We start from the raw sequence: 13,055 nt of genomic DNA, 5'->3' as shown, positions 1-13,055 counted from the left end.
TTCTATCTGCTAGTCCGCCCTAGCTCCCGCTAGATCGTGATTCGCAGAGTCAGCATTTGCCGATCGTCCGGTTTGCAAATTCTTCCCAACGTCAATGTGGCGCTTTCCCACAGCCGACATTTGCCTAGCCCTACGAGCCTCGACAAGGCCTTGCGCAACGAGCCCGCGTCCCGCCCGCACCATGGCGCAACAAGTCAGCACGCTCAACTCTTACACGCACGCCGCTCTCTATTGAACAGCCATCCCCGGCTCACAGCCCACGAAGAATCCAGACTCACCACTTCTCGCCACGTCTGCAATATCCTCGTGCAGAATCCGCCGGATTTCAAAAATGGCTTCGGGCGTTTCCTGAACGCTGTGCCCGGAAACGATCACCTTCTCGGAGACCGCCCCCGCCAGATGCGCACTGCGATAAGGCACGACGCCGTCGTTCGACTCCTCGAGCAGACCCGTCGCCCGGCGTCTGGCGATAATTGAATGGAAGCACACGTGCGGGCTGATCGGCAGCTTCGCGGTGGCACGGATGAGCGGATCGGTTTCGCGCAACTGTTCAATACTGTTTGGAACGTGGAAGGTCTGGCCTTCGAGCGCTCCGCCGCCGTTGTTGGTGGCCGTCTGCATCACGTCTTCGAATTCGTGCAGAAGGGCGAGCGGCAAGCGCACCAGGTTCGACGCCCACCGGGCAATGCGATTGCTGGCGAAAGGCGTGCCCCGGTGCGGAGCGGCGATGAAAATTGCTCTTTCGACTTGCGGCATCGGCGTAAAGCGCAGCAAGCGATCAAGCCGCTCGTCCTCGCGGTAGAGCTCGGCGCCCTCGGGCACATACTTGTTTTCGAAGGTGGTCCACAGTTCTTCGTCGGAGGTCGAGACGAGCAGCCTCGCCAGAACGCCGCCCATGCTATGTCCGATCAGCACCATGCCCTGCGAAGCCGGCAACGTGCCGGTTGGATCGAAATGCTCGAGCGTGAGTCGCGCCGCTCTGCGAATTCGCGCGAGGCTGACGAGAATGGGGACATTGGTCGGGTAGTAAACCTGCCACACCTGAAAGTGCTGGCGGAGTATTTCATCACCCTGAATGTCGTTCGCGACATTGACCCACGCTTCGGGACTGCTGGCCAGGCCGTGCAGCATCAGAACGATGCGCCGCTCCGGATCGAACGGCTGCATCATGTAGATACGGGGACTATCAATGCCGCGCGCCCGGCCAAACAATGTGCGCAGGGATTGTCCGGCAAAGCCCGAGCGCGCGAGCCAGATGCCGTAACCCGCGCTGAAATTGGCCGCCAACGGCACGGTCTGGTCATGCCGTACCACGCTTTTCTCACGATAAGGATCGTAAACGGATAAGACCACATCATGTGCTTCGCGCAGTTGGTCGAGATTCTCGGCGCTGAAGCCAAGAAGCACGGTGACGTTCGGCGACGGCATTTCGCTAAACGGGCGCGACGGTAGCGTCGACCAGGTCGACGGCCGTGACGCAGTGTCTGCGTTGGGATCCGAGGCGGGCGAAGCTTTCACGTCCGGCGCGGGGATGTTCATGACGGCGACAAGTTCGGCGCCCAGACCGTCGCGGCGATAGATGCTGCGCAGCCCTGCGAAGGAGAGTCTGGACGCCGGGATCACCTCGCGCAGTTCGCGCACGCCTTCGGGAAGCCGGACCCGGCTCAGGTCGATATGAATGGTCCAGCCCGCGATGAACTGCGTTGAGCGATCGCCCTTGCCCGAATCTATTTCGAGGGCGCCGCGCCGGAATAGCGCGCCGGCCAGTTCCTGGACGGCAAAGTTGTAATAGTCGCGAACCTGCGTTTGACGATCCTCGAAGGCGCGTTCACCCGGTGTGCGTTGACCGAGGAAGAGAAACGCGTACGCGTAGCGAGCTGTTCTCAGCCATAAGTCGAATTGCGCATCGCTCCACGCCGTGCTGTTGTCAGGCGAGGTTTGGGCAATCGCCATCTCCAAAGAAAGCTCGGCCAGACTGGCGAGACGGCGATCGACGTTGATTCCTGGAACGGTCGTAATGGAATCGATGCACTCCTGCGGCGCTTGCTGGCAACGCGCCTCGTCGAGAGCCGCGACGCGCAGGGTGTCACGTGTGGCCGCGCTAAGTCGGCCGGTTGAAAGAATATCGCCGCGCCGCATGGCGATGTATTGCTGTGGGCCGAGCGAACTGACGCGCACCATGGCGCAGCCGGAGAGCAGAACGGTAACGAGCAGGCTGAACGTAAAGCAACGCGGCATCCATCGTGAGAGAGTGTGCGTCATTGCGCGCTCGCCCTCGCGAGGCGTCGGACTGGTTTCGGACTGCAGGCGCCTTTGTTCGAGCAGACGATCTGGTATGCGGATCGCCGGGCGGGCGGCGAGCGTCGCGCTTGCAATCCGGCAGAGGTCCGCTTGGTCGGTTGCCAGAATGAGAAGAGGCGCGGTGCCGACATCGACTGGTCAAGGCCTGCATATCTGAGCACTGCGCAGTACGGCGCACATCCGCGTGGTGACGCGCAGTCAGTAGTCTTGCTGTGGACCGTTGCCATGGCTGCATCACCGACAGGACTTTCCAATTTCTCAGGCCATGAAGTGCTTGGCCAATGAAACCGGCGAAATGATGGAGGGTCTATCAGCTATAAGCCGCCGCTTTATGCGCAGGACCGATAAGATCTCATGCATATTATTCGTCGCAGAGTACTGTACGCTTGGCAAATGCCCGACGCAAGAAGCGACAGTCAGCGGGCGCTTAGTAACGCCGGCCATTGAGCGCTATAAGAATGACGACTGCCCGGATGCCTATGCTACGTTCGCTTCTTCTTCGGAGATCGAAACGCTGCGGCTCACGTTGTCGCGTGTGCGTGGCTGATGCGTATAGCGTGTCCCGGTTGAACGCACTGCATGCGCTTATTAATCTCCACGGTTGGCATCGAAAGTAGGCGTGCTCATCTTTTCGGTTTGACAATCGCCAAAGCTCGGCGTCGGCCACATGTGTATATATTCTCGATGTCCATCTCGAACCAATTGACGCCGCCGGCTTCGACCAGCCATCATGCGCTAAAGCGCGCGACGCTCCTTCATTCAGCCTGGTGGTCTGAGCATGCGTTCGACAACCAGGCACTTTGGCGGCAGACGGTGACATGCTCATGACATCCCCATCCGTGGATGGGCGCAACACGAGCGCGCCAGTTTTCCGAGTAGCAATACCGATGGTGCACTTACCGCTGACAAAAGCAAAAACAATCTGGTTGAGGGTTCAGAACGTCGAGTTTTATTTCGACACGACAAGGCAGTGGCAGGGAAATTCTTGACAAGGATTTGTTTGGGAACTTAAATACTTTTCAGGCAGCCTCGTCTCAATGAACCGGCGTCTCTTGCTATGACAACCGATACGCAAAAGCTTCTGTTGTTAAATCTAGCCGGCTTGGTGGTGTTTCCCATACTGAAGATGGGACAGCGTTGTCTCCCGCGATCTTCCGTCAGCGTGGCGAGGTCGTACCGCGCATCAACAAGAATATCGACATGTCAGTCATTGTCTCCCACGCCGAATGGGTAACTCCGCGTTTGCCGTGATCGGAGCGTTGCCGGCCACTTTCCTTGCGGCGACAGGCAGGAAACTTTGAACCCGAGGAACGGACATGAAGAATATAAAGCAGGGTGGAGCAAGCCTCGATAGTCCGAATCCGACGCATAGAGCCAACTGTTGTAGAGGACGTCGCCGACGCTATGGCGATCGTCGACACAGACCCGGAGCGCGGACGCGGTAGCGGCCATTGCATGACCTGTCGTATCGTGCGCGGCATGTCGGACCAGTCGCGTTCACGAGTATCGGCGGGCGCGCAGGCGCCACTCATTCCTGTACGTCGCATCTCCTGTCTGAGTCGGTGGGCCTGACATCGCCCGAAGAAGGGCGCCGCTGTCCGCATGGACGAGGTTGTCGGCGAGGCTTCGATCGGAGCATCGCGGCAGGTGGCAAGTGTCTTCATATCGCGCGCACACGCGACATTGAATCAACCATACCGAGAGGCCTGAATGTCCGCTCACGAAAGCCACCCTGCAGTCGGGTCCTGCGAGCTGCACGAGGTAAAGCGGCCGGCGTACCGGTCGCGGATAGTTATCGTTCTGGCATTCGGACTCCTGAGTGCATGTGGGCGGCAGCAGGAGGCCGCGACCGACACCGGGCCGCGCATGGTGCAACTGGTGCCTGTCACGCAGGAAGGGGCGAACGAACTTCGCGAGTTCACCGGCCGCGTCGAGCAGACAAGCATTTCGTCCCTCGCCTTCGAGGTGTCCGGGCGTGTCGTTCAGATCGCCGTGCTCGATGGCGCACGCGTGCGCAAGGGGCAACTGATCGCGAGAATCGATCCCGAGCCTTTTCAACTGGTGGCGCGCCGCGCCGACGCGCAGTACGCCCAGCTTGCCGACGACCTCAAACGCAAGTCAGTGCTGCACGACGAAAACATTCTGTCGGCGGGCGCGTTCGAGCAGTTGAAAACCACGCTGGAAGTCGCCGGAGTGCAACGCGATCTCGCGCACAGGGACTTGCGCAATACCAGTCTCATCGCACCGTTCGACGGACGGATTGCGCGCCGTACGATCGAAACCCAGCAGATGGTCCAGGCCGGTGCGCCCGTGTTCAATCTGGAAAACGCGGAGCGCATCGAGATCGGCGTGGAGTTGCCGCAAAGCATCGCCGAAAGTCTGCCGCTCAACAGTGGTCTGCGCGCCGAGGCATGGACGCCGGATCGTCCGGACAACGTGCTGCAGCTTGTCTATCGCGAACATGCCACGCAAAGCTCGGTCGCCGCGAGTTCGTACCGGCTGCTGTTCAGCGTCAAACAGCCGAGGAATCTGACGCTGCTGCCGGGCATGGCTGTGCGCGTACGCATCGGCGCAAACCAGGCGCCGGCCGCGAACCTCGCGCTCTCAGTGCCGATCGCCGCGCTTGCTGTCACGCCTGATGGCAAGCACAGGGTATGGCGCTATGACACCGCGTCGAGCAAGGTGCATGCGGTGCCGGTCGATCTACGTGAGATCCGCAATAGCGTGGCTATCGTGGCGGGCGATCTGCATGCGGGGGACAAGGTCGTAGGGGGCGGCTCGCAGTTCGTTGCCGAGGGGCAGGCGGTGCGGCCACTGGATGTGAATCAATGAACCTCGCGCGCCCCCTTATCGAAAAGCCGTTGATCGCATGGGTCATCACGCTCGTCTCGCTGTTCGGCGGACTCTTTGCGTACATCAACATCGGGCGGCTCGAAGATCCGAAATTCACCATCAAGACCGCGGTCGTCGTCACGCTCTATCCGGGCGCCAGCGCGAAGGAGGTGGAGAACGAGGTGACTGACCGGCTCGAAAGCTCGATCCAGCAGATGGAGCAGGTCGACTTTCTGCGCTCGCGGTCGATGCCCGGTTATTCGGAAGTCCGCGTCCAGATTCGCGACAGGTATACGTCCGCCGATCTGCCTCAGGTGTGGGACGAGTTGCGCCGCCAGGTGAGCGACGTGCAGCCGCGACTGCCGCCGGGTGCAGGCCCGACCGTCGTGTTCGACAGGTTCGGCGATGTCTACGGGATGTTCTACGCGATCACGGGCAAGGGCTACTCTCCGGCGCAGCTCTACGAATACGCCCGCGAGTTGCGCAAGCAATTACTGACGTTACCGGACGTCGCCGATATCGTGATCGCGGGCAACCAGCAGGAGCAGGTCACGGTCGAGGCCGACCAGGCCAAACTGGCGGCCAACAATCTCTCGACCGACGATCTCGCGCAGACGCTCGCCCTGCAAAACGAAATCCGCTCAGCCGGCCGTGAGCGGGTGGGGGATCTGCTGATGCGGATCGCGCCCACGGGCACGCTCGATTCGCTTGACGCAGTCCGCGCGCTACCGGTGGGCACGACCGCCGGGCCCGTTCTGCTCGGCGATCTCGGGACCGTGAACTACGGCTACGCGAAGATTCCGAACGCGTTGATCCGGTATAACGGCGAACCCGCGCTCACGATCGGCATCAGCGCACGCGCTCGGGTGAACGTCGTGAACGTCGGTGCGCAAGTCAAGGCGAAAATGCAGGAGCTGGAGCGCAGCCGGCCGCTCGGGATGGAACTGCATGTGCTTTACGATCAGCCCGAAGCCGTCGACGGCGCGGTCAAGGGCTTCGTGTTCGACGTGATGCTGGCGGTGGCCATCGTCGGCGTGGCGTTGGGCATCGGCCTCGGTTGGCGTGCGGGCGTGGTGCTCGGCGTCGAACTGTTCCTGACGATTCTCGGCACACTGTTCGTGATGTATGCGGCGGGTATCGAGTTGCAGCGAATTTCGTTAGGCGCCTTGATCATCGTCATGGGGATGCTGACCGACAACACGATCGTGGTGTGCGAGGGCATGCTCGTGCGAGTGCAGAAGGGCATGTCGCATATCGACGCGGCAAACGAAGTGCTGCAGCAGGGCCAGTGGATTCTGCTCGCTTCTACCATCGTGGGGATTCTCGCGTTTTCAGGCATCGGTCTTTCGCCCGACGCCGTCGGCGAGTTCTGCGCGTCGCTGTTTGCGGTGGCGGCCATCTCGCTGCTATTCAGTTGGGTGATCGCGATCGGACTGACACCGCTCTTTGGCTTCTACCTGTTCAAAGCCGACGAGGGCGAGCAGGCCAATCCGTTCGACTCGCGGTTGTATCGTCAATATCGGGGGTTGTTGGCCTGGGTGGCGACCCGTCGGGTGCCAGTGATCGTTTCTCTGGCGGTGCTGACCGGCGTGTGCATGTGGGGATTTCGTTTCGTTGAGCAGAGTTTCTTTCCGAACTCGACGACGCCGATCTTCTATGTCGACATGCGTTTGCCGCTTGGGTCCGATATTCGTGCGGTCGCTGAAAAGACCCGTGGCGCGGAGAAGCTCCTGCTCGCGCAGAATGGCGTGGCGAATGTGGGCACGTATATCGGCGGCGGAGCGACGCGCTTTTTCCTCGTCTACGATCCGGAAACCCGCGACCCGAGATACGCGCAATTCATCGTCACGGTCAAGGATCAGCGCGATATTGACGGGATGATCCCGCCCATTACGGCGGAACTCGAGAAGCGCTTCCCCGACGCGAGCTGGACGGTGATCCGGCCGAGCTTCGGTCCGGGCGGCGGCACGCCGATCCAGGCCCGCTTCATGGGCCCGGACCCAGGCGTGCTGCGCACGTTGAGCCGTCAGGCGCAGGCAATTCTGCATAAAGACGGCGGCATGGTCTCGATCCGCGACGACTGGGAAAATCCGGTCAACGTGGTGCGGCCGATATTCGACGACTCGCGCGCCCGCTCCGCCGGCGTGACTCGACGCCAGGTGAACGACGTGCTCGCGTATGCCACCGAGGGCATCACCACCGGTATTTTCCGCGAGCACGACCAATTGTTGCCTATCGTCCTGCGCGCTCCGGAGAGCGAACAGGGTATGGAGCGCCTGCTCACGATGCAGGTGTTCAGTGCGGGACAGCGGCGCTACGTGCCGCTGGGGGACGTGCTGGACGGCGTCTCGCCACAAACGGAAGAGAGCATCGTTTCGCGCAACGACCGGATTCGCACGCTGACCGTCTCGGCCGGCGTCACGTACGGCAGTAACAGCGTGGCGGCGTTCGAGCGCGTGCGGCATTCGATCGAGTCGATTCCGTTGCCGCCCGGTTATACCTTCGAGTGGGGCGGTGAACACGAGTCGTCGACGATTGCCCAGGAGAGTCTGTTCCGTCAGTTGCCGATGGGTTTCCTTGGGATGATTCTGCTTGTGCTGTTCATGTTCGGCCGCCTCAAGCCCGCGCTCGTAGTGCTGCTGGTGGTGCCGATGTCGATCTGCGGCGTGACGATCGGCCTGTTGATGTTCCGCGGCGCGTTCGGTTTCATGGCGCTGCTCGGGCTGCTCAGCCTCATCGGCATGATGATCAAGAACGGCGTGGTTTTGGTGGAGGAGATCGATGGTCAGATATCCGCGGGCGTGCCACGTATGCAGGCGGTGATCTTCGGCTCGATGAGCCGCCTGCGGCCGGTGGCGCTGGCCGCGGGCACGACGATCCTCGGCATGGTGCCGCTGCTATGGGACCCATTCTTCAAGGACATGGCGATCACGATGATGGCGGGGCTGGCGTTCGCAACGGTCCTGACGATGGTCGCAGTGCCCGCGCTCTACGTGCTGCTCTTCTCGATCAAAGGTACGGAGTGGGAAGAAGGCCAGCAACCCGGGGCTCAACATGGAAAGACCTGATAACCGGAACCGCGCGATGTCGCCGCTCGCTTTACTCGTTGCGCGACATTTGCCGCTGGCGTCGCTCGTCGTGGCGATCGCTTCGGGCTGCACGGGCACGCTGAAACTCGACTCGCCGAAGACGCTTCCCCAGCACTTCAACGAAGCGTCGCCGGCGCTCGCCGATGCGCATGTCGCGCCCGACGACGCACAGCTGGCGACGTGGTGGACGCAGTTCAACGACCCGGCGCTGACCCAGTTGATCGAGACGGCGATCGCGCACAACTACGATATTTCGATTGCGGCCGCGCGCGTCGATCAGGCGCGCGCCGGTGTGCGCCTCGCGCGCTCGCAACTGCTGCCCTCGGTGGGCGTGAGCACACAGGCTGCGAGTTACCACGGTTCGGAAACCTCCCTGGAGTTTCAGGAATTTCTTGGGATCAACGATCTCGACGCGTCATTCTGGCGCGTCGGACTTCAGACCCAATGGGAAATCGACGTATTCGGCCGCGGCCGCGCGCGTCTTGCCGCGGCGCGTGCATCGACGCTAGCCGCGGCGGGCGATGCCGAGGCGGTGCGGCTGAGCGTCATCGGCGGGGTCGCTGATCTGTATATGACTTACCGTGGCTTGTTGCAGCAGCGCGAGTTGCTTGCGCAAAGCCACCAGATCGCCGCGGACTTCGTTGGGATTGCAGAGAAAACCTTCACGGCCGGCGTCGGGTTGAGCACGAATGTCGACGTGGCTCGTGCCGGGCTCGCGCAGGTCGAGGCGCGACAACAGGATGTCGAGACGGCCATCGCCGCTTCGCAACTGGCGCTTGAGAATCTGTGCGCGGTCCAGCCGGGCGAACTTACGGCCACGCTGAGTACCGTCAGCGGTTTGCCGAAGCCACTGCCGGAGATCACGCCGGGGCAACCTGTCGATCTGTTGATGCGACGGCCCGATCTGATCGCTGCGCGTGACCGCCTGTTCGCGAGCGTGAAGCAGTCGGACGCCGCCCGCCTGAACTACTGGCCGACGTTCTCACTGAGCGCGGTGCTTGCGCGCAACGGTTGGAACATTGCGGGTCAGGCTCTCGGGCCCAGCACGTTCTGGTTGTTCGGCGCGGCCGCGGCCTTGCCGTTGATCGATTTCGGAGCGCGTGAATCGCTGGTGGAGTCGTCGGATGCGCAGGCACAACAGGCGTTTCACGCTTATGAAAAAGCCGCATCGGGTGCGCTGTTCGATGTCGAGCAGGCGCTGTCGAGGTTGAAGCGGCAGGAACAGCTGCAACTCGCGCGTAACGAAGAAGTCAAACAGCGCACCGAGGTGCTCAGGAAGACGACACGCCAGTTCACGATCGGCGATATCGGCGTGATGGATGTCGATCAGGCTCGTCTCGCGCTGCTCGAAAGCCAGGCGACGCTAGTGCGGGAAAGGGTCGGGCAGTTGCAAGCTCAGGTCGCGTTGTTTCGCGCGATGGGGGGCGGATGGCAACCGGCGGGTTCCGCGGTTAGCGTGTCGCCGCCGTACCCGGTGCCATCGACGCGTCAGTAGTGACAATTCATGTAAAAACGCCGTTACCGTCATGTCGCGATAGCGGCGTTTTCTCCGGGCGGTCGAATCAACCGAGGGCGGGCTGACGTTGCCCGCAGCGGTTGGCGCGCCCTTATTGCGGTGCCGATGCGGATATGGCAGCCGTGGCGCGGTCACGCGATTGCTGCACGGACTGGTTGCGCTCGGCTCTGGCCTGGGCTTGCTGCTGTTGGGCCTGCTTCCTCGTCTTGGCATTCGCCTCGCGTTGCTTGCGGTTGGCTTCGCGAACCTCCATCCGCTTCTGGACGATCGGGTCGCTGTGAGTCGCGCTCGCCGCGACTCCTTCGGCTGGCGCGGCAGGTTGTTGGGCGATTGCCGATCCAGAAGTGACGACACCGAATACGATCAATGCAGTGGCGAACCTGAGGGTAGTACGTGCCATAATTTCAACTCCACTAGTTAATATGACTAATTGATGCATACAGCGTGATGAACTCGCGGCTTTTCTGTGTTTCTGGCGCTTCCTCGTTGGTCAACCTTTGCTTGTGGTCTACTCCTTTCGAAATACTTTCTATTTGTTTTGGTTTAATTCTTGAGCGATTAGTATCAAGACAGGATACCGAAATGTACCAGGGATAACCCTTCGCCAATTCTGCAGCGTGATCAACGGTGAATGGCAGGCTCGAATGGAGCCACGGAATTGAGCGGAATCCATGCTTGCTGGCAAGGCATTTCTGTCGTCATCCGGTTGACTTCATTCGTTCATACGGCGCCAGTCTCGCACGGAATCGCTTGTTGAATCCACACGGTAATTGAGATTCTTCAATACGTAAAGAAGGATCCAACGTTGAGCATAGGAGGTTTAATTCGCTTGTCAAATGCGATACGGATTAATTGCTAAATGAAGGAAATGTCAAATAGGCGTTGCATATCGCAAGGTATGCGCTGGAGCAGAAGGTGCAGGAAGTCCGTCATCTCAAAATAGTTCATTATTTGTCGATGCATCGTACCGATGATTCCGCTAGCGGATTCGCAAAGACTTGCCGTGTCGTGTGGTTGTCACGTGAAGTGATGCAGGAGGACTTACGACTTCAATGTGCGCTCGCGATAAGAACAGCTCTTGCTTTTCCCCGCGACATTTGCGGAGCATGAGTACAAACCACCTGACCATATCGCCCTGGATATCCTATGATGCCTACAGAGGCGCGGCGCTGAAGAAGAGACACTTCACGCGTGTGCAAACGGGCCTCGCTGAAGCGGCTCTTCAACCACGACGACGAGGACATTCCCGACTACAACAAACACCGCCTGGTCGAGAAAGAGCCGGTTTGACCTTGCACGCCGGCTGGCCAGCACGGATGCGATGAACCGATTCACCTCTTGCGGCGCAATAGAAAACGCAGGTCGGGAGCACTAGCGAAGTAGCGCTCAGAGAGGGGCGCAGTGCCTACCCGCGTTGGTCCACTTCTAAAAGAACCCCAGCTCCTTGAATGGTGAACAATGGCGTCACAGGTCGAGCCGAAACTGTCGTTGCCCGCATTGACCGCGATGGTCGTCGGATCAATGGTGGGCGCAGGAATCTTTTCGTTGCCGCGTAACTTCGCGCGTGCGACCGGGCCGGTTGGTGCGATCATCGCGTGGTGCATCGCGGGCATCGGCATGTATGCGTTGGCGCGCGTTTTCCAGGCGTTGGCCCAACGGCGGCCCAAACTCGACGCCGGCGTGTTCGCGTATGCGAGAGCGGGCTTCGGCGACTATGCGGGCTTTCTCTCTGCATTCGGCTACTGGATGGCGGGGTGTTTCGGCAATGTCTCGTACTGGGTGCTGATCAAATCGACGCTGGGCGCATTCGTCCCGGCATTCGGCGACGGCAATACGGCGACTGCGATCGCGGTGTCGTCGGTCGGCATATGGCTGTTTCACTTCGTGATGTTGCGAGGCGTGCAGCAGGCCACCATGATCAACACCATCGTGACGGTGGCGAAGGTCATTCCGATTATCCTGTTCATCGGCATCTTGATCGTCCTGTTCCGCGTCGACATGTTCCACGCGAACTTCTGGGAAAGCGGCGATGCGCTCTCGGCAGGACTGTTCTCGCAAGTTCGCGCGACCATGCTCGTCACCGTGTTCGTGTTCGTCGGCATCGAGGGTGCAAGCGTGTATTCACGTTATGCCAGGCAACGTTCGCATGTCGGCGCCGCGACGCTCTACGGCTTCGCGGCCGTCCTGTGTCTGCTGGTTCTGGTGACGCTGCTGCCCTATGCGACCTTGCCGCGCGCGGACATCGCCGTGATGCGGCAGCCGTCGATGGCGGCGGTGCTGGGCGCACTGCTGGGTCCGTTCGGCGCGGTCTTTATCGGCGCGGGGCTGATCATTTCGATTCTCGGCGCGTACCTCGCGTGGTCGCTCATTTGCGCCGAAGTGCTGTTTGCCGCGGCACGCATGGGCGCGATGCCGAGCATCTTCGCCAGGCAGAACGAGCGCAAGTTGCCGGTCGCCGCGATCTGGCTGACCAGCACCGTGGTGCAGCTATTCGTGATCAGCACGTATTGGTCGACGGATGCGTTTTCGCTGATGATCAACCTCACCAGTTCGATGGCGCTGATTCCGTATTTTCTGGTCGCGGCTTTTGGCATCAAGGCCGCGCGTCACGATATCGAACAGGGCGGCGAGCCGCGCGGCGTATTGCGCCGGGAATACTTCATTGCCGCTTTCGCCACACTCTATACGGCATTCCTGTTATTCGCGGGCGGCGCCAAATTCCTGATGATGTCGGCGATGCTCTACGCGCCTGGCACCGTGCTGTTCATCCTCGCCAGACGGGAGCGCGGTGTGCCGGTGTTCACCAGAACCGAGTGGATCATTTTCGCGGTTGCTGTGTGTGGCGGTATCGCCGCGCTGGTCGGTTTGATAACCGGGGCGATCGTCATCTGAGCTACCGGTTTGTCGTATTCGTGCCGCACGGCACGCCATGTCCGGCAATCGATCGTCGGCTCGAGCTTGCCGATCTCCCCGCTATGCGGGAGCGACGATCTCTCGCGCACCAATCAGGCAGCTTGCCTCGTGCGGATGAGTGATTATCCGCACGCCACACGGTTTCGCGCTTCTTTCTCGCCCTCACTCGGAACGCATCGTACTTCATCGTCTCCATTCGTTTTCGCGACGACAATCGCGAGCTATTCGCTGCCCATGCTCATGATGATCAGGAGTCGGGCAATCGCAAGTATGAGAGTTCGTTGATCGAGGGCATGGGCTTCGAACGGCGGCATCTGCATGCTCGCTTCGCTGGCGAACACGCATCGAAAGGGGATAAGTGCGCTTCTCCACGAGCGTAGGCCGGTGTTGAGACATCGTTGATT

At 60.7% G+C, this 13,055-nt stretch carries 7 protein-coding genes; 4 read left to right on the top strand and 3 right to left on the bottom strand.

Going from position 1 to position 13,055, the window contains the following annotated elements:
* Positions 1-228: 228 nt before the first annotated feature.
* Positions 229-2,262, bottom strand: coding sequence for an esterase/lipase family protein (locus CIC12_RS16750; RefSeq protein WP_168665212.1), 2,034 nt, complete (start codon positions 2,260-2,262; stop codon positions 229-231).
* A 1,749-nt stretch (positions 2,263-4,011) separates the two neighbouring features.
* On the opposite strand from CIC12_RS16750, the gene CIC12_RS16745 reads away from it, so the two are divergent.
* The 3 genes from CIC12_RS16745 to CIC12_RS16735 are packed head-to-tail and all read left to right on the top strand — an operon-like array spanning position 4,012 to position 9,717.
* Positions 4,012-5,133 (top strand): efflux RND transporter periplasmic adaptor subunit, encoded by a 1,122-nt coding sequence (locus tag CIC12_RS16745; protein ID WP_238812668.1) that lies wholly within the window; start codon positions 4,012-4,014, stop codon positions 5,131-5,133.
* On the top strand, positions 5,130-8,201 hold the full coding sequence (locus CIC12_RS16740; RefSeq protein ID WP_168665211.1) for an efflux RND transporter permease subunit: 3,072 nt from the start codon (positions 5,130-5,132) through the stop codon (positions 8,199-8,201). The genes CIC12_RS16745 and CIC12_RS16740 overlap by 4 nt, the downstream gene beginning before the upstream one ends.
* On the top strand, positions 8,188-9,717 hold the full coding sequence (locus CIC12_RS16735; protein ID WP_238812667.1) for an efflux transporter outer membrane subunit: 1,530 nt from the start codon (positions 8,188-8,190) through the stop codon (positions 9,715-9,717). The genes CIC12_RS16740 and CIC12_RS16735 overlap by 14 nt, the downstream gene beginning before the upstream one ends.
* Before the next feature lie 112 nt (positions 9,718-9,829).
* Here CIC12_RS16735 and CIC12_RS16730 read toward each other — a convergent pair whose 3' ends face one another.
* Complete coding sequence (locus tag CIC12_RS16730) at positions 9,830-10,105, bottom strand: hypothetical protein (protein WP_238812665.1); 276 nt, start codon at positions 10,103-10,105, stop codon at positions 9,830-9,832.
* A 1,091-nt stretch (positions 10,106-11,196) separates the two neighbouring features.
* Between CIC12_RS16730 and CIC12_RS16725 the strand changes: the two genes are divergently transcribed.
* A complete protein-coding gene (locus tag CIC12_RS16725; RefSeq protein WP_168665209.1) occupies positions 11,197-12,630 on the top strand; it encodes a basic amino acid/polyamine antiporter in 1,434 nt (477 codons plus the stop codon).
* A gap of 242 nt (positions 12,631-12,872) precedes the next feature.
* Here CIC12_RS16725 and CIC12_RS33180 read toward each other — a convergent pair.
* The coding region (locus CIC12_RS33180) for a hypothetical protein (protein ID WP_238812663.1) at positions 12,873-13,055 on the bottom strand (183 nt) is incomplete at its 5' end.

Source organism: Paraburkholderia sp. SG-MS1 (assembly GCF_012275575.1).
Taxonomy (GTDB): domain Bacteria; phylum Pseudomonadota; class Gammaproteobacteria; order Burkholderiales; family Burkholderiaceae; genus Paraburkholderia.
This window is presented reverse-complemented; position numbering and strand designations above follow the sequence as displayed.

What these genes read in the sequence shown, in the direction of transcription:
- CIC12_RS16750 (WP_168665212.1), bottom strand. Translation starts at nt 2,262, where the DNA reads ATGACGCACACTCTCTCACGATGGATGCCGCGTTGCTTTACGTTCAGC.
- CIC12_RS16745 (WP_238812668.1), top strand. Translation starts at nt 4,012, where the DNA reads ATGTCCGCTCACGAAAGCCACCCTGCAGTCGGGTCCTGCGAGCTGCAC.
- CIC12_RS16740 (WP_168665211.1), top strand. Translation starts at nt 5,130, where the DNA reads ATGAACCTCGCGCGCCCCCTTATCGAAAAGCCGTTGATCGCATGGGTC.
- CIC12_RS16735 (WP_238812667.1), top strand. Translation starts at nt 8,188, where the DNA reads ATGGAAAGACCTGATAACCGGAACCGCGCGATGTCGCCGCTCGCTTTA.
- CIC12_RS16725 (WP_168665209.1), top strand. Translation starts at nt 11,197, where the DNA reads ATGGCGTCACAGGTCGAGCCGAAACTGTCGTTGCCCGCATTGACCGCG.